Origin of the sequence: Schaalia odontolytica, from assembly GCF_005696695.1 — a bacterium.
Lineage (GTDB): Bacteria > Actinomycetota > Actinomycetes > Actinomycetales > Actinomycetaceae > Pauljensenia > Pauljensenia odontolytica_C.
Genome location: NZ_CP040006.1, coordinates 1,064,402 through 1,080,245, shown reverse-complemented (window position 1 = coordinate 1,080,245; position 15,844 = coordinate 1,064,402). Strand labels below are relative to the sequence as shown.

The following is a 15,844-nucleotide window of genomic DNA, read 5'->3' as shown; positions in this document are numbered from 1 at the left end:
ACCGTGTCATTATCGCGCACAGTGGCCTTCCTTCCCACACGGACCACGAACGCGTGGTCAGAGTCGCTTTTCGGGCAGATGTGTGTGTCGTGCCGGATCTCAGCCGAGCGACACAGGCTTCACGATGTCTGCAACGATCAAAATGACGCTCATCGCGACGAGCAGGCCGCCAACAACCCAGGTAACGGGAACGAGGCGAGCCGTGTCCGCCGGGCCGGGATCCTCCGCCCCACGCACGCGGGCCACCGTTCGGCGCATGCCCTCGTAGATCGCCCCGAGAATGTGCCCACCGTCCAGCGGCGGCAACGGGATCAGGTTAAAGACGAAAAGGGCCATGTTGAGCGACGCCAAGAGGCTCAGCAGCACGGCGACAACCTGACGAGTGTCGCGCAGACCCAGCGCCTGCGAATCACCCGTCACCTCACCGGCCAGGCGCCCCACGCCCACGACGGACACGACACCCGAGGAGTCGCGCTTTTCGTCAGTGAACACGGAGCGGCCGACCTGCCACACGGCCTGGGGCAGCCGGGTGACGACCGCCGTCGTCCCGGTAAACATCTGCCAGTTCGCCGCCGCCACATCGGCGGGCGACGCCGACACGTACTCGTATCCAGCCGTCACGCCCACCAAGCGCGCCCCCTGAGCGCCCGTCACTGGAGAGACCGTGAGGTCAACCGTGGTGCCGTCGCGCTCCACCGTCAGCACGGCAGACTCACCCTCCTGGGTGGCCCCAACCGCGCGCTGCAGCTCCGCGAAGGTGGCAACCGGCTGCCCGTTCCACGCGACGACCGTGTCCCCGGGGCGGACCCCTGCCTCGTACGCGGGAGAAGCGACTTCACCGGAAGCGCTCATGATCGTGGCCGGGACGTCCGCAATCGTGCGCGAGGCCGTGGGAGCGCCGATGCCGATCATCGTCACTGCCGACAGGACGATGCAAATCAGCAGATTCATGAGCGGACCGCCGAGCATGACCGCGATCTTCTTCGGGGCGCTCAGACGGTAGAAGGCACGGTGTTCCTGGCCCTCGGGGATCTCCTCGGCCGAGGCCTCACGGGCCTCCTGCGCGAGCGTCGGCTTACCGCCGCGACCCACGAGCCGAGTGCCCGGACGCGCCGGCGCGTACATGCCGACGATCTTGACGTAGCCACCCAACAAAATCGCGCGCAGCGCGTACGTCGTGTCGCCGATCTTCTTCTTCCACAGCGCCGGACCAAAACCCACCGCGTAATCGGGGACGAGCACCCCGAACTTCTTCGCGGGGAGCATATGCCCCACCTCATGCAGGGCGACCGACGCCAAGATTCCGATAACGACAACGACGATACCGACGATTGAGCCCACGCTCACATATCCTTCCACTGGCCGGCGCGAACGAGTTCGCGCGCACGCTGGTCAGCCCAGCGCTGTGCGGCCACAATGTCTTCCAACGAGGGGTCAGCGACGCCCTCGTGCTCATGCACGACGCTCGACACCGTGTCCACGATCGCAAGCCACGGCACCTCCCCCGCGATAAACGCGTCAACCAGCACCTCGTTCGCGGCGTTGAGCACCGCGGGATGCGTCGCAGAGGCCGCGACCGCGAAGCGAGCGAGGTTGATCGCGGGGAACGTCTCGTTATCCACCGGCTCAAACGTCCATTCAGACGCGGACGCCCATGTCAGGGGCTTCTCGACATCCGCAAGTCGCTCGGGCCAGGTAAGCCCAAGCGCAATCGGCAGACGCATATCCGGAGGCGAGGCCTGGAGCGTCGTCGCGCCATCACACCACGTCACCATCGAATGCACGATGGACTGCGGGTGAACGGTCGCGATGATGTGCTCGGGCGCGACGTCGAACAGCAGGTGAGCCTCAATGAGCTCCAGGCCCTTGTTGATCAAGGTCGACGAGTTGATCGTGACGACGGGCCCCATCTGCCACGTCGGATGCGCCAACGCCTGCTCGGCGCGCACGCCGCGCAGCTGATCGCGCCTGCGCCCGCGGAACGGACCACCCGAAGCGGTGAGAACCAGGTCCGCGACCTCGGAGCGGCCGGAAACCACCGGAGAGGTCAGGCCACGTTCATGCACGCCCGAAGCCAACGCCTGGGCGATCGCAGAGTGCTCGGAGTCAACCGGGACGATCTGCCCCGGGAAACGCATCGCGTTCTTCACGAGCGCACCGCCGACGACCAGCGACTCCTTGTTCGCCAGCGCAAGGCGCGCACCGCACTTGAGAGCCGCAAGCGTCGACGACAGGCCCACGCCACCCGTAATGCCGTTGAGTACCACCGGCGTCGCTCGCGGGTACAGCTGCACCGCACGTTCAACGGACGCGCACACAACCTCCACGGACGCGTTCTCGCCGACGAAAAGCTCCGGGCACGTGCCACCCATCGACTCCACAGCAGCCGACAGTTCCTCGCGAACGTCGCGAGCCACGCCCACGTACGCGGGACTCAACGCGACGATCTGCTCGGCAAGCTCGGTGATCGACGCACCGCCGGCGCTGAGGCCAAGGACGTCGAAACGCCCGCGGTTCGCCTCAATGACCTCACGCGCCTGGGTACCGATCGATCCCGTCGAGCCAAGCAGGACGACGGGGATAGTGGACGTGTGTTCTTCCACCGACACGGGCATCAGTCAACCGCAAGCAGAATTTCAACGGCGCGCCCGAGGTAGGCGTCCACGGGGCCCTCCATGTAGGCCTTCTTGCCGCGCTTGGGGCGGAAGGTCGACAGACGAATCTCGTCAGCGGTCAGCTCCCCGGCCTCGTCGAAGTACGCTGCAATACGATCCAGCAGATCGTCGACTTCCTCGCAGGAGTAGCCACGTCCCGAGGTCGGGTGTGCGAAGCGCTCGCCGCGAGGGCGCTGCAGACGCGGGTAGAGAGTCGTCGCACGGTCAGCAACCCTGTCGTACCACGCTGCCTCACCCTCGGCTGCGACGGAATCCGCGCGATCACGGTTCACGAAAGCCGCCTCCAGGCGGTTCATCGCGCCGTCCACGGCATCGATGTTGTAGCCGCGATTCTTCAGCTCGAAAGTGGCCAGGCGCACCTGCTCGGAGCTGAACTGCTCCGGGGGAACACCGCCCTCGTAGGCGCGGCGAGCGTCTTCAAAGAACGCATCGACCTGTGCGCAGTCGTAGCCCTTCGAGAAGAGACCAACCCTAGGAAACTCAGTCATGACTGCTCCTTTTCCTGTGTCATGGAACGAAGAATCTTTTCGACGGCCTCAGGCGTGCCGAAATCAGCATACTCAGAGGAAACGGTAGTCGACTCCGCAGCTGGCGGCGTCGCAGCGTGAACGTCACTGCCCACACTGTTCTCACGGCGCGTCACTCGCCTGCGCTCGGCGTGACGCAGCATCTCAATGAGACGGTCGATCTCTGCGTCGACCTCCTCGTCATTGAAGCCGCGCAATTTCGTAGAAAACTCCACATCCAGAGCCTTCTGAGCCGTGACGACTCGCTCAGGATCCGTCTCCTCGCCAGTCAGTGTGCGTTCGACGTCCGCGAGAAAAGTTAGGACCTCGCTCACGTCGTAGCCCATGCGCAGGAAACTACGGGAAAAATCTGTCCGGATCACGCGCGCACCTCCCCGACCGGGCGCTTACCGTCAGCAACCGCCGTCGCCAGCTGCCCACACGCACCGTCAATGTCCGAGCCGCGCGTATCGCGGATCGACGTCGCGATGCCGTTGTCCTGCAGACGCTTGACGAACGCCTCCTGAGCAGAGCGCGTCGATGCCGTCCAGATAGACCCGGGCGTCGGATTCAGGGGAATGGGGTTCACATGCACCCAGCCGTGGCCGCGCTTATTGAGCTCATCGGCCAGCAGCTGCGCGCGCCATTCCTGATCGTTCATGTCCTTGATGAGCGCGTACTCGATCGACACGCGCCGACCCGTCGCGAGGAAGTACCCGCGCGCCGCATCGAGCAGCTCGCCGACCTTCCACCGCGAGTTGATCGGAATCAGCTCGTCACGAAGATCGTCGTCGGGCGCATGGAGCGAAACCGCGAGCGTCACCGGCATTCCTTCCCCCGCCAGTTTCTTGATCGCGGGAACGAGGCCTACCGTGGACACGGTGATGTTGCGGGCACTCATACCGAAGCCTTCCGGCGCCGGATCGATCAAACGGTGGAGCGCGGCGACAACCGTCTTGTAGTTCGCGAGAGGCTCGCCCATGCCCATGAAGACAACGTTCGAGAGCTTCGTCGGCCCACCCGCGAGCTTTCCGTCACGGCACGACGCATGGGCCTCGCGAACCTGATCGACAATCTCCGCCGTCGAAAGATTGCGCGTCAGGCCCATCTGACCCGTCGCACAGAACGGACAGGCCATGCCGCAGCCCGCCTGCGACGAGACGCACAGCGTCGTTCGCTGGGTGTAGCGCATGAGAACAGACTCGACCTGCGCGCCGTCGTACAGGCGCCACAAATCCTTGATGGTGCGCCCGCCGTCAGCTTCCAGTGACACAACCTTCGTCACGAGCTTGGGCAACAGGGCGTCCGAGACCGCGTCGCGCATCCCGGCCGGGATATCGCTCATGTTCGCAGGATCGGCCTCAAAATGCGTGAAGTAATGGCGCGACAGCTGATCGGCGCGAAAAGCGGGCAATCCCAGGTCTTTGAGCACCTGCTTACGGGACGCTGCATCCAGATCAGCGAGATGCGACGGGGCCTTTCCGCGCCGCTTCGCGGTGAACGACAGGACGGGCTTAGCGTCCTTATGCGTCGCCCCTTCCGGCGGTTGATCGGTCGGACGAACCTCACGACGCGGGCTGCGACGCTGAAGATCCGACACCCCCAGGGTGTTCGGCGTACGTGCCTGCGCCCCGCGGGGCCCCTTCGTCGATTGACTCAATGGCTAGACTCCCAAGAAATACCCGGCAGCGCCCACGCGAAAATGAAGTAGGCGACCGGCGCGCTCATGAGCAGCGCGTCCACTCGGTCGAGAACACCACCGTGTCCCGGCAGGATCTGCGACATGTCTTTCAGACCGGCCTCACGCTTAATGAGAGACTCGGTCAGGTCGCCCATCGTACCCACAAAGGCGATGGAGATCCCCGCAACGACACCCCACCACCAGGAAGCTCCCAGCAGCCACAACCCGACCACGCCGACGGCGATGGCCGTCAGGGCAGAACCTGCGAAGCCTTCCCAGGATTTCTTGGGAGACAGTGCGGGAGCCATCGGGTGCTTGCCGAACATGACGCCAGCAGCCCAGCCGCCGGTGTCGTTGGCGATGACCATCAGCTCAAAGACGACAAACACCCAGGCGTTGTGCCACGCCGCCATCATGAGCACCACGAACGAAGCCAGGAACGGCACGTAGACGGCAGCAAACGTTGACGACACGACGTCGCTCATTCGCGACTCTTGACGACGGTCCAGGAGTCTCCACGCCGCACAGACGAACACGGTGATGTACAGGGCGAAGAGCATGCCCTCTGTGCCCAACCACCACGCGCAGGTCACCATCCCGATAGCGCCGACATACAGGGGCGTCACCGTCAGCGTGATACCCATGCGAGCGAAAGCACCCGCGAGTTCCCAGATTCCAACCAGGCACACGAAGGCGATGACGCCGACAAACGCAGGCAGCGAGGTGAAAAGAGGAATGGCGACCGCAGCAATCAGGACAACAGCGGTTGTGATCGCCTGCGGAAGATTACGCCCAGCCTTCCCCGTTGCCCCACCCACGGGATGATTGTCGCGAGTGGGGCCCGGGGAGAAGACTCGGGCAAGAAGTGAAGGATCCGTCGATGCCATCAGATCGTCAGCAGTTCGCTTTCCTTCGTCGCGAGCATCTTGTCGATCTGCTCGGTGTGGGCCTTCGTGAGGCCATCAAGCTGCTTTTCAGCGCGCTCGACGTCGTCCTCGGAGGCCTCGCCGTCCTTCTTCAGGCGGTCGAGCTGATCCTTCGCCTTACGACGCACGCCGCGCACGGACACACGACCGTCCTCGGCCTTGCTCTTGGCCTGCTTCACGTACTCCTTACGGCGTTCCTCCGTCAGGGCGGGCAGAACGACGCGCACAACGTTGCCATCGTCGGTCGGGTTCACGCCAAGGTCCGACTCACGCAGAGTACGGATGATCTCCTGGGTCGCGGTGCGATCGAAGGGAGAGATCAGGACCGTGCGGGCCTCAGGAATCTGAAAGCTAGCAAGCTGCTGCATCGGCGTCGGAGCGCCGTAGTAGTCCACCAGAAGCTGCTCGAACATCGAAGACGTCGCACGCCCGGTACGAATGTTCGAAAACTCGTGGCTGGCCGCTTCCACGGCCTTGTCCATCTTTTCCTCGGCCTCGAGGAGAATATCGTCGATCACTATGAGCTCCTTTAAGTCAGTGGTCTGTGAAGGTTATATCACGCCGTCACTAGGGTACCGATTTCATCGCCCATCAGCGCGCGGGTCACGGCACCGTCGCCACCCATGCCAAAGATGCGCGTCGTCAGTCCGTTGTCACGGCACAGGGCCAGCGCCGAACCGTCAATCACCTTGAGATCGCGACGCAGCGCCTCAGAATAGGTCAGCGTGTCGAAGCGGTGGGCGTCGGGATTCTTGTTCGGATCATCGTCGTACACGCCGTCCACGCCGTTCTTGGCGACGAGGAGTTCGTCGCAGTGAATCTCCAGGGCACGCTGAGCGGACACGGTGTCCGTCGAGAAGTACGGCAGGCCCGCGCCAGCGCCGAAGACAACGACGCGCCCCTTCTCCAGGTGACGAATCGCTCGAAGCGGCAGGTAGGGCTCGGCAACCTGAGCCATCGTGATGGCCGTCTGCACACGGGCGGGGACACCGGACTGATCAATAAAGTCCTGGAGTGCGAGCGCGTTCATGACGGTGCCAAGCATGCCCATGTAGTCCGCGCGCGAACGCTCAAGACCCTCGCGAGCAAGCTGTGCACCACGGAAGAAGTTGCCACCACCGACGACGATCGCCACCTGGACACCTTCACGCACAGCCGTCGCGACCTGCTCCGCAATATTGCGGACAACCTTGGGGTCCAAACCGATCGATCCACCCCCGAATGCTTCTCCGGACAGCTTGAGCAAAACGCGGCGGTTCGTCGACATGACGCTTCTCCTTTGTAACGGCCCGGGAAGGGCGGAACGGTTAAGAACCATACTACCTGGTAAAAGGGAAGCGGCCCCGCCGTTCGGCGGGACCGCTCCCATTTGTCAGCAAGCTGACGACGTGGCCAGATCAGGCACCCACGTGCACGCGCACGAAGTTGGTGACCGTGGCGCCAGCCTCCTTGAGGACCTGACCAACGGACTTCGAGGGGTCACGCGCGAAGGCCTGGTCGACGAGGCAGTTGTCCTTGTAGAACGCGTTCAGGCGGCCCTCAACGATCTTAGGAACGATGTTGGCGGGCTTGCCTTCCTCAAGCGTGATCTTCTCGAGGGTAGCGCGCTCCTTGTCGAGCACGTCGGCCGGAACCGAATCGCGATCGAGGTAGGCGGGCATGTAAGCAGCAACGTGCATCGCAATGTCGTGGGCAACGGACTTGCCGGCGGCATCGGTCACGACGAAGACGCCAACCTGCGGGGGCAGGTCGGGGTTGGTCTGGTGCAGGTAGAGGTCGACGTTCTCGCCCTCGACGCGCACGATGCGGCCAACCTGCAGCTTCTCGCCGATGATGGCGGCGAAGGCATCCAGGCGGTCCTTGACGGTGCCCTCACCCATGGGGGCGGCGAGCAGCGCGTCCAGGTCGGCAGCCTTGGAGGCAACGGCGGCGGCCAGAACCTCGTTGGAGAAGTCGATGAACTTCTGGTTCTTGGCGACGAAGTCGGTCTCGGAGTTGACCTCGACCAGCACGCCGACGGTGCCGTCGGTCTGCGCGGCCAGCAGGCCGGCGGAGGCCTGGCGGCCCTCGCGCTTGGACAGGGACTTCAGGCCCTTCAGGCGGATGATCTCGAGAGCCTTCTCGGCGTCGCCGTCGGCCTCGGTCAGAGCCTTCTTGACATCCATCATGCCGGCGCCGGTCTGCTCACGCAGCGCCTTCACATCTGCAGCGGTGAAATTCGCCATCGGATGATTCCTCTCAGTTAAAAGTTCAGTCCTGCTTGGGGGCTTCGGCGGCCTCAGCTGCGGCGGCAGCCTCGTCGGCCTTAACCTCGCCCTCGAGGAGCTCGCGCTCCCACTCAGCCAGCGGCTCAGCGGCGGCTTCTTCGCCCTTGCCCTTGCGGACATCGGAGCGAGCGATCAGGCCCTCGGCGACGGCGTCGGCGATCACGCGGGTCAGCAGCGCGACGGCGCGGATGGCGTCATCGTTGCCGGGGATGCGGTAGTCGACCTCGTCCGGATCAGCGTTGGTGTCGAGGATGGCGACGATCGGGATGCGCAGCTTGCGAGCCTCGGAGACCGCAAGGTGCTCCTTCTTGGGGTCGACGATCCACACGGCCGAGGGAACCTTGGTCATGTCGCGGATGCCGCCCAGGGTGCGCGAGAGCTTGTCCTTCTCGCGGCGCATCATGAGGAGTTCCTTCTTGGTGTGACCGGAGGAGGCCACGTCGTCGAAGTCGATCTGCTCGAGTTCCTTCAGGCGCTGCAGACGGGTGGCAACGGTCGAGAAGTTGGTGAGCATGCCGCCGAGCCAACGGTGGTTCACGTAGGGCATGCCGACGCGCTGGGCCTGCTCGGCCACGGCTTCCTGGGCCTGCTTCTTGGTGCCGACGAAGAGCAGGGTGCCACCGTGGGCGACGGTCTGCTTCACGAAGTCGAAGGCGATGTCGATGTCAGCAATGGTCTGCTGCAGGTCGATGATGTAGATGCCGTTGCGCTCGGTGAGGATGAAGCGCTTCATCTTCGGGTTCCAACGGCGAGTCTGGTGGCCGAAGTGGACACCGGACTCGAGGAGCTGACGCATGGTAACGACTGCCATGGTTCGTCCTTTCCCCGCAAGTCGCGAGTGATCAGTGGGGTTTCCCCCGGGGTTATCGGTTTGCTGTGCGCGTTGCGCACCCTGGTGCCATGACCGGCGACCATCCCCGAAAGGACCGAAGCCGCCGCGCCTCGCTCCCCTGGCGGTTTCCCGTGGGTCGCGATAATGGCACGCGAAGTCACCTGCACAGGGCAAGTGCCCGGCTATCTTACCTCACAAGTGCACAAATGTCCGAAACCAAGCGGATGAGACGTTGCCTACTGGATTCTTCTTCGACGAGGCCGGGGCAGCTCGGCACAGACACGCCGTCTTCGCTGGTTATCCACAGGGTCCTTTCGCGTCGCGCCAGTATCCACAACCGACACCGGGCGACTAGACCTGTGCGCCGTGTCCCCTCACGCTGATGTCATGACCTCTGTAATCCCGAACCGTGGCCGCTTCAGCACGCTATCACTAATCGCCGCCTTCGTCGGCACGCTACTCCTTGTCGCGGTACCGCCGGGCGTAGCAACCCCGCACCGCGAGCGGTGGCAGTGGCCAACAGGTGGGCCCGTGGCCGTCGTCGAAGGATTCGCCCCACCCGCCCACGACTGGCTTCCCGGGCGGCGTGGGGTGACGTTGCAGTATCCGGCTCCCTCCCCGGTGTACGCATGCGCATCGGGCACTGTGACTGTTGCCGGTCCCATCGCGGGCCGGGGCGTCATTTCGATTCGGCACGAGGTCGGCGGCCGCGTTGTCTGGTCGACGTATCTTCCCGTGACGCCATCCGTTGCTGTTGGCGATCACGTCCAGAAAGGAAGCATCATCGGCCTCGTCGAAGGAGACTCACCCACGCTGCACTGGGGCGCAAAGACCGGCAGGCGTACGTACATCGATCCAATACGTATGACGCTTGGGCGCCCGCGCCTTCTCCCCTGGGACGACACGTTGGCTCGATAGCCTCATGCGAATTGCCGAACGCGATCGGCGATCACCGACGAGACAGCACATCCCATCCCACGGGTCCTAGGCCCGGGGATGCGCCCGCTGATAGATCGCGCTCAGACGAGCGGTATCCACGTGGGTGTAGCGCTGAGTGGTCGACAGCGACGAATGGCCGAGCATCTCCTGGACCGCACGCAGGTCGGCTCCGCCCTGCAGCAGATGCGTCGCCGTGGAATGGCGCAGCCCATGTGGCGCGATGTCGTGCACGCCTGCATGAGCCGCCATCTTGTGTACCATCGACCGCACGATGCGCGGATCGATGCGCCCACCCTTATCGCCAAGGAAGAGGGCGTTCCCGCTGCGCTCCCCGGCCAACTGGGGACGGCCTCGTACCAGCCAATGGTCGAGGGCGTCGGCAGCAGGAGGACCGTAGGGAACCACCCGCTCTTTGTTGCCTTTACCGACGACGCGCACGGTGAGGGCCTCACGGTTCAGGGACGAGATGTCGAGGGCACAGACTTCGGAGACGCGAAGGCCACATGCGTACGTCAGCTCGAGGATCGCCCAATTGCGGATCTGGGAGGCCCCTCCCGCCGCCGCTTCATCGCGAGCAGTATTGAGGAGAACCCTCGCGTCGGATTCGTCGAGTGGAGACGGCAGACGCTGGTCGGCACGCGGAGATGACAGAAGCGCCGCGGGGTCGCTCGCCAATATTCCTTCACGCATTGCCCAGGCGGTGAAGTTGCGAATCGCCGCGGTGTGGCGCGCGATCGTCGAGCGCGCTCCCCCATCCGCGAGGGTGCGAGCAAGCCAGGAACGCACTGCGCGCTGTGTGAGCGCCTCTTGGAGCTGCTCAGGGCTCGTATCAACGTCGAGCGAAAGGAACTCCATCAGCGAGTGAAGATCCCCGAGGTACGCGGAAACGGTGTGGGGGCTCATCCGCCGCCCAAGGCGCAGGTACTCTTCCCAGCGCTCCCCCACGTTGCCAGCCATATCGATATCCTACGGTCTACCTCCGCCCGTTCGCGTCCAGCCACGCGTCGATCCGGACACTAGCCCCGCAACCGAGAGCTCCATGAGCGCATAGTTCACTTCTTCGCGCGACAGCGCCGCGGCAACGCAGATCGCTTCGACCGACGCGGGAGCACTCCTGGGAAGCGCCTCCCACACCCGACGCTGAGTCATCTCTAGGGCATCAACCCCATGATCGTCGTCGACGGGCATACCGAACAGAGGCTGGGCGGCGTCAACGCTCACCGGGCGCACGAGTTCGAGAGCGTCGCGCCCATCGCGGATGATCATCGCTCCGTTGCGTGCAAGCTCCAGGCACCCCACCGACATCGGTGCGTCGACCGCGCCGGGGACTGCGCCTAGCTCACGCCCGTATTCCATGGCGCGACGCGCCGTCGCAAGGGCGCCGGAGCGCGCTCCCGCCTCGACGACCACGGTAGCCCCACTCCATGCGGCAATGAGTCGGTTTCGCGTGAGGAAGCGCCACTTCGCCGGCCTCGCGGTGGGAGCAACCTCGGAGATCAGGGCACCACCGCCATCAATGACGGCACGAAAGTCGCCACCGTGGCACGCGGGGTAGGGATTGCACACGCCCCCTGCGAGGATGCCGATCGTGCGCCCACGCGCAGACAGGGCACCGCGGTGAGCCTCAATGTCAATGCCAATCGCTCCCCCGGACACCACCGTCACGCCTGCCGCAGCGACGAATGCCGCCATGTTGCGTGCACACCTGTTTCCCGCGCCGGTGGAAGCGCGAGCTCCCACGATAGACAGATGACGATCCGCCCGCGGAGCCTCGGGCAGGTCGCCGAGGAACCACAACCCCATCGGCTCCTCCTCCCCCAGGCACGCAAGGTGCTCTGGCCAGCGTGGATCGCCAGGTGTCATGAATCCGCCGCCCGCACGAGCGACTCGGTTGAGCTCACTGTCGATGTCGACCGAGAGGGCGCGCTGCCTCCACCGATTCCACTGCGTGTGCCAGTCAACCCTCGAGTGACGGGCAAGCACCAACGGCGGTGCCGACCAGCTTCCGATCAGCCATGCGCGCGCATCTCGATCCCCTAAGGCCCGACGAAGGATGCGTGCGCACGGATCAGCCGGCTCAGCGACGGCAGACCACCAGGCAGCCTCCCACAGTTCTGTGTCATTCATAGTGATCCGCTCCGTTCCGCAGCTGCTGCGCTGCAACAATGTGGTCAAAGGTCGGCCGAGGCGCAGCCTCGAGATCGGCGAGCGTCCATGCCAGGCGTAGCATCCGGTCGATTCCGCGCATTGACGAGTGACCGGAATCGACGAGCCGATCAAGTTGATGAATGAGAGAAGCATCGATGCCTGAGTGGTGGCGCAGCCACGCTCCTGGAAGCTGCGCGTTCATGGTCCACGGCGTGCCCTTCAGGCGCGTGCGTGCCCTCGAGCGCGCCTCGATAACACGCCCACGTATCGACGCGGAATCGCGTGTCTGTGTCGACGCCAGGTCCGCCCGACTGGGGGTATGCACGTCGATGCGGATGTCCATCCGATCCAGCAATGGCCCGGACAAACGCGCGAGATACCTGCGTCGATTCATCGAGGAACATGTGCACCGCCGCCCTCCGTATCCGCCACCGCACGGGCAGGGATTGGACGCCATTACCAGTTGGAATTGGGCGGGATAACGCGCCTGAACGCCGGATCGGTGCACATGGATGACACCCGATTCAAGGGGTTCACGCAGCGAGTCAAGGACCGAGGGCGCAAACTCTGCGGCCTCGTCGAGAAAGAGGATCCCTCCATGCGCCAGCGACGCTGCCCCGGGGACGAGCGTGCGCGTGCCGCCGCCGATCAGCGCTGGCATGGTCACCGAGTGGTGTGGGGCTTGGAATGGAGGACGCGTCATCAGCGATATCGAGGAAGGCAACAGGCCCGCCACCGAATGCAACGAGGTGGTGACGAGAGCGGTGTCGGCGTCGAGGTCGGGAAGTATCGTCGGCAGTCGGGAGGCGAGCATCGTCTTGCCGGATCCGGGCTCTCCGAGAAGAAACACGTGGTGCCCACCGGCAGCTGCAACTTCCATCGCCGCAATTGCTTCGGGCTGACCACGCACGTCGGCCATGTCTGCGAGGGTCGGATCACCGTCACGTTCCCCCTCGCAGCGCACGCCCATTCTCCCGTGGAACGGAGCCTTCACAGCCTCTCCCCCGGCCCACGCGATGAGGTCAGCCAGATGCGCGAAGTCCAGGACCTCAATGCCGCTGACCAGACGCGCCTCCTGGGCGCATGCCGACGGCACGATCACGCGGCGCACGCCCCGCGAACGTGCGGCCAGCACAGCCGGCAGCACCCCGCGCACCGGCTGGATACTGCCGTCCAACGCAAGCTCGCCGACGAGGACCGCGTCCTCAAAAGCCACCGGCGAGACGAGGCCCGTGGCCAGAGCAATGGACGCCGCGATCGAGAGGTCGAAAGCCGACCCCGACTTCGGAATGCCCGCAGGGGACAGATTTACGGTGATGCGTTGGTCCAAGACGTCCAGGCCGCACGACTCGAACGCAGCGCGCACGCGATCACGCGCCTCGCGCACGGAGGTGTCGAGCAGGCCGACGAGCGTGAACGCCACGAGGCCCGACCCCGCGTAGGTCTCCACGTCGACAAGGTGCCCCTCGATGCCGACGATACTCATGGAATACGTGCGCGCAAGTCCCGGCCCTCTCATTGCACACCCCGTAACCACACGAGCTGTGCCCCCAGAGCGCGAAGATCCACGACCTCGTCCATGGACCCCGGCCAGGATTCCAGCGTCCGCGCGTCCACGGTGATGGCGACGACGTCGATACGCACACGCGAAGCGAGGTGACCGTGGGCCCTGCACCACGCACCCGTCAGGGCTCGAAGCCGCGCCACCTTGCGATGGTCGACCGAAGCGAGCGCACTCCCCTTCCTGCGCCCGACCCTGGTGCGCACCTCCACGATCACGGTCCACGAACGCGATGGATCGGTCTCGTCACGCGCGATGATATCGAGCTCGCCCCGACGACCATCTCGCCAGTTGGTGTCAAGAAGGCGCAGGCCTTCCTCTTCGAGCGCCAGTCGGGCGGTATATTCTCCCGCAGCGCCAATGGCCCGACGGTCGGGCCGTATTAAGCATCCCATCACGGATCACCTCCGCACCCACAGTGCGCCCGAGACAGTCAGTGACACAATGCGAAAACCGCCCCCTGTGGATAGGGAGCGGTTCGCAAAAAGGCCTGTGGATAACCGCGGTGCGGCTCATCCGCGATTACGGGATGTCGAGCTCCGGCTTGGAGAGCTCCTCGACGTTGACGTCCTTGTAGGTGATGACGCGCACCGAGCGCACGAAGCGCGACGAGCGGTAGATGTCCCACACCCACGCGTCGCTGAGCGTCAGCTCGAAAAAGACGTCGCCGCCGACCGGGCGTGCCTGCACATCAACGTGGTTGCACAGATAGAAACGCCTCTCGGTTTCCACGACGTACTTGAACAACCCGATGACGTCGCGGTACTCCTTGAAGAGTTCCAGCTCCAGATTGTTTTCGTAACCTTCGATTTCTTCGCTCACGCACCCATCATGCCGGGCCGCGCGCCCAGCCGAGCCACGCCACCCCGGCGCGCCCTACTTTGTGGCCTGCGTCGGCATCTTCCAGGAGCGACGATGCTGATCCGACACGCCGAGCTCGACGATCGCGCGAGTGTGGGCGGCCGACCCGTAGCCCTTGTTCGATGCCCATCCGTAGCCCGGATCCTCAAGCTCCTGCATGAGGTGGTCGCGTTCAACCTTCGCGAGGACGGAGGCTGCGGCAACGACCGCGCAGGACGCGTCGGCCTTCACCTGCATCTGGACAGGCAGTTCGATGCCAAAAGGATCCTCAGGCCCGTCGATGGCACCGAACAGATCGTCGGGTGCAGACAGCCAATCATGGGAGCCATCCAGCAGAACACCGCCGGGAACGAGGCCATGGCTGGCTACCTCGGCCAGAGCGCGCCGGCCCGCCAGGCGAAGCGCGGCGATGATGCCCCAGTCATCGATCTCCTGCGGGGAGGCGTAGCCGACTGCACAAGCCAAGGCCCATTCACGCACGGGATCGACAAGGGCCTCGCGCCGACGAGCGGTCAGTGCTTTGGAGTCGGTGAGGCCTTCGGGAACCGGTGGGGCATCGACACCGATGAGCGCCACACCCACGGCAACCGGACCGGCCAGCGCTCCGCGCCCTACCTCGTCCATCCCCGCAACGATCCCCCACCGACGCGCGAGGGAGACCTCGAGGTCACGCGAGGCGGTCGTCATGAGGCGTCAGGAACAGACGCGAACACCTCGTGGTGCGCGATGTCCGTCGTCCAACGCGACGTGGGCCAGATGACCGCCTGAACGGTACCAACGACCGAGGAAAGCGGCACGTAGGGCGACTGTCCCGACCCCATGTGGTAGCGAGAATCAGCCGAGTTCGAACGGTTGTCACCCATCACCCACAGGTGTCCCTCGGGAACGACAACATCAAAAGTGCGCTCGCCACACGGAACCTGCCCATCGGGCACGTACGTCTCGTCAAGCTCAACTCCGTTGACGCTCACCTTGCCGTTCGCACTGGTGCATGACACACGATCGCCACCGACGCCGATGACGCGCTTCACGAGCGTCTGCTCACTGCCTCCCGGGACGAAACCGGTGAACTCCCCCAGACGGCGCAGCACTGAGGGAGACGTCGCCTGCGACGAACCCAGCCAGCCGAGCGTGTCATCGAAGACGACGACATCCCCGCGGTGCACGTTCGAACGAAGCGCGTCGATACGCGAGACGGCGATGCGGTCATCCTCCACCAGAGTGTTGTGCATCGACGGTGAGGGAATCCAGAAGACCTGGACGATGAAGGCACGCAGCAGCGACGAGATCACGAGGGCGACCACGATGATCATGAGGATCTCGCGCAGCCACACGAGCGGGTTGCGACGAGCGCGAGCCTCCGCGCGATCACGATCCCGAAGAGAAGGCGAATGCAGTGGTCCGAGCGACGGTCCTGCTGTCGGGGTCATGCAATCTCCTTGTCGTTG

Annotated in this window: 18 protein-coding genes; 1 reads left to right on the top strand and 17 read right to left on the bottom strand. The window is 64.5% G+C overall.

Translation table 11 applies throughout. The features are described from left to right. Positions 1-99: 99 nt before the first annotated feature. The 10 genes from FBF35_RS04745 to rpsB all read right to left on the bottom strand — a co-directional run bounded on the left by FBF35_RS04745 (position 100) and on the right by rpsB (position 8,866). Positions 100-1,341 carry a M50 family metallopeptidase gene (locus FBF35_RS04745; protein WP_060567104.1) on the bottom strand — a complete coding sequence of 414 codons (1,242 nt, stop codon included), beginning with the start codon at positions 1,339-1,341 and terminating at the stop codon, positions 100-102. 2 nt (positions 1,342-1,343) lie between these two features. After that, complete coding sequence (gene dxr, locus FBF35_RS04740) at positions 1,344-2,615, bottom strand: 1-deoxy-D-xylulose-5-phosphate reductoisomerase (RefSeq protein WP_060567102.1); 1,272 nt, start codon at positions 2,613-2,615, stop codon at positions 1,344-1,346. Continuing rightward, positions 2,615-3,163 (bottom strand): DivIVA domain-containing protein, encoded by a 549-nt coding sequence (locus FBF35_RS04735; protein WP_048671066.1) that lies wholly within the window; start codon positions 3,161-3,163, stop codon positions 2,615-2,617. Before FBF35_RS04735 ends, dxr begins: the two co-directional genes overlap by 1 nt. After that, on the bottom strand, positions 3,160-3,564 hold the full coding sequence (locus FBF35_RS04730; RefSeq protein WP_241772568.1) for a DivIVA domain-containing protein: 405 nt from the start codon (positions 3,562-3,564) through the stop codon (positions 3,160-3,162). Before FBF35_RS04730 ends, FBF35_RS04735 begins: the two co-directional genes overlap by 4 nt. Then, positions 3,561-4,841 (bottom strand): 23S rRNA (adenine(2503)-C(2))-methyltransferase RlmN, encoded by a 1,281-nt coding sequence (rlmN, locus tag FBF35_RS04725; RefSeq protein ID WP_410060746.1) that lies wholly within the window; start codon positions 4,839-4,841, stop codon positions 3,561-3,563. The genes FBF35_RS04730 and rlmN overlap by 4 nt, the downstream gene beginning before the upstream one ends. After that, positions 4,838-5,749: a phosphatidate cytidylyltransferase gene (locus tag FBF35_RS04720; protein ID WP_060567098.1), complete on the bottom strand. Its 912-nt coding sequence runs from the start codon at positions 5,747-5,749 to the stop codon at positions 4,838-4,840. Before FBF35_RS04720 ends, rlmN begins: the two co-directional genes overlap by 4 nt. Beyond that, positions 5,749-6,306: a ribosome recycling factor gene (frr, locus tag FBF35_RS04715; protein WP_003795334.1), complete on the bottom strand. Its 558-nt coding sequence runs from the start codon at positions 6,304-6,306 to the stop codon at positions 5,749-5,751. The genes FBF35_RS04720 and frr overlap by 1 nt, the downstream gene beginning before the upstream one ends. 38 nt (positions 6,307-6,344) lie before the next feature. Next, positions 6,345-7,055 (bottom strand): UMP kinase, encoded by a 711-nt coding sequence (pyrH, locus tag FBF35_RS04710; protein WP_003795332.1) that lies wholly within the window; start codon positions 7,053-7,055, stop codon positions 6,345-6,347. 130 nt (positions 7,056-7,185) lie between these two features. Continuing rightward, entirely contained in the window at positions 7,186-8,013 is an 828-nt protein-coding gene (gene tsf, locus FBF35_RS04705; protein WP_060567096.1) for a translation elongation factor Ts, read from the bottom strand. Positions 8,014-8,038: 25 nt separating this feature from the next. After that, entirely contained in the window at positions 8,039-8,866 is an 828-nt protein-coding gene (rpsB, locus tag FBF35_RS04700) for a 30S ribosomal protein S2 (RefSeq protein ID WP_048671070.1), read from the bottom strand. A 408-nt stretch (positions 8,867-9,274) separates the two neighbouring features. Between rpsB and FBF35_RS04695 the strand changes: the two genes are divergently transcribed. Then, on the top strand, positions 9,275-9,805 hold the full coding sequence (locus tag FBF35_RS04695; protein WP_241772567.1) for a M23 family metallopeptidase: 531 nt from the start codon (positions 9,275-9,277) through the stop codon (positions 9,803-9,805). A 66-nt stretch (positions 9,806-9,871) separates the two neighbouring features. On the opposite strand, the gene FBF35_RS04690 is transcribed toward FBF35_RS04695, so the two are convergent. The 7 genes from FBF35_RS04690 to lepB form a co-directional block, all read right to left on the bottom strand. Beyond that, on the bottom strand, positions 9,872-10,783 hold the full coding sequence (locus tag FBF35_RS04690; RefSeq protein WP_060567094.1) for a tyrosine recombinase XerC: 912 nt from the start codon (positions 10,781-10,783) through the stop codon (positions 9,872-9,874). A gap of 9 nt (positions 10,784-10,792) precedes the next feature. Continuing rightward, entirely contained in the window at positions 10,793-11,953 is a 1,161-nt protein-coding gene (dprA, locus tag FBF35_RS04685) for a DNA-processing protein DprA (protein ID WP_060567092.1), read from the bottom strand. Further along, the gene (locus FBF35_RS04680; RefSeq protein ID WP_241772566.1) at positions 11,946-13,493 is read right to left on the bottom strand and encodes a YifB family Mg chelatase-like AAA ATPase; all 1,548 of its coding nucleotides are present in this window, start codon (positions 13,491-13,493) and stop codon (positions 11,946-11,948) included. Before FBF35_RS04680 ends, dprA begins: the two co-directional genes overlap by 8 nt. Beyond that, a complete protein-coding gene (locus tag FBF35_RS04675) occupies positions 13,490-13,930 on the bottom strand; it encodes a YraN family protein (RefSeq protein WP_060567088.1) in 441 nt (146 codons plus the stop codon). The genes FBF35_RS04680 and FBF35_RS04675 overlap by 4 nt, the downstream gene beginning before the upstream one ends. Before the next feature lie 127 nt (positions 13,931-14,057). Next, complete coding sequence (locus FBF35_RS04670) at positions 14,058-14,357, bottom strand: DUF2469 domain-containing protein (RefSeq protein ID WP_003795316.1); 300 nt, start codon at positions 14,355-14,357, stop codon at positions 14,058-14,060. A gap of 54 nt (positions 14,358-14,411) precedes the next feature. Beyond that, the gene (locus FBF35_RS04665) at positions 14,412-15,083 is read right to left on the bottom strand and encodes a ribonuclease HII (RefSeq protein ID WP_060567086.1); all 672 of its coding nucleotides are present in this window, start codon (positions 15,081-15,083) and stop codon (positions 14,412-14,414) included. Further along, positions 15,080-15,826 (bottom strand): signal peptidase I, encoded by a 747-nt coding sequence (lepB, locus tag FBF35_RS04660; RefSeq protein WP_060567084.1) that lies wholly within the window; start codon positions 15,824-15,826, stop codon positions 15,080-15,082. The genes FBF35_RS04665 and lepB overlap by 4 nt, the downstream gene beginning before the upstream one ends. Between the last annotated feature and the right edge of the window lie 18 nt (positions 15,827-15,844).

What these genes read in the sequence shown, in the direction of transcription:
- dxr (WP_060567102.1), bottom strand. Translation starts at nt 2,615, where the DNA reads ATGCCCGTGTCGGTGGAAGAACACACGTCCACTATCCCCGTCGTCCTG.
- FBF35_RS04735 (WP_048671066.1), bottom strand. Translation starts at nt 3,163, where the DNA reads ATGACTGAGTTTCCTAGGGTTGGTCTCTTCTCGAAGGGCTACGACTGC.
- FBF35_RS04720 (WP_060567098.1), bottom strand. Translation starts at nt 5,749, where the DNA reads ATGGCATCGACGGATCCTTCACTTCTTGCCCGAGTCTTCTCCCCGGGC.
- pyrH (WP_003795332.1), bottom strand. Translation starts at nt 7,055, where the DNA reads ATGTCGACGAACCGCCGCGTTTTGCTCAAGCTGTCCGGAGAAGCATTC.
- tsf (WP_060567096.1), bottom strand. Translation starts at nt 8,013, where the DNA reads ATGGCGAATTTCACCGCTGCAGATGTGAAGGCGCTGCGTGAGCAGACC.
- rpsB (WP_048671070.1), bottom strand. Translation starts at nt 8,866, where the DNA reads ATGGCAGTCGTTACCATGCGTCAGCTCCTCGAGTCCGGTGTCCACTTC.
- FBF35_RS04695 (WP_241772567.1), top strand. Translation starts at nt 9,275, where the DNA reads ATGACCTCTGTAATCCCGAACCGTGGCCGCTTCAGCACGCTATCACTA.
- FBF35_RS04690 (WP_060567094.1), bottom strand. Translation starts at nt 10,783, where the DNA reads ATGGCTGGCAACGTGGGGGAGCGCTGGGAAGAGTACCTGCGCCTTGGG.
- dprA (WP_060567092.1), bottom strand. Translation starts at nt 11,953, where the DNA reads ATGAATGACACAGAACTGTGGGAGGCTGCCTGGTGGTCTGCCGTCGCT.
- FBF35_RS04680 (WP_241772566.1), bottom strand. Translation starts at nt 13,493, where the DNA reads ATGAGAGGGCCGGGACTTGCGCGCACGTATTCCATGAGTATCGTCGGC.
- FBF35_RS04675 (WP_060567088.1), bottom strand. Translation starts at nt 13,930, where the DNA reads ATGGGATGCTTAATACGGCCCGACCGTCGGGCCATTGGCGCTGCGGGA.
- FBF35_RS04665 (WP_060567086.1), bottom strand. Translation starts at nt 15,083, where the DNA reads ATGACGACCGCCTCGCGTGACCTCGAGGTCTCCCTCGCGCGTCGGTGG.
- lepB (WP_060567084.1), bottom strand. Translation starts at nt 15,826, where the DNA reads ATGACCCCGACAGCAGGACCGTCGCTCGGACCACTGCATTCGCCTTCT.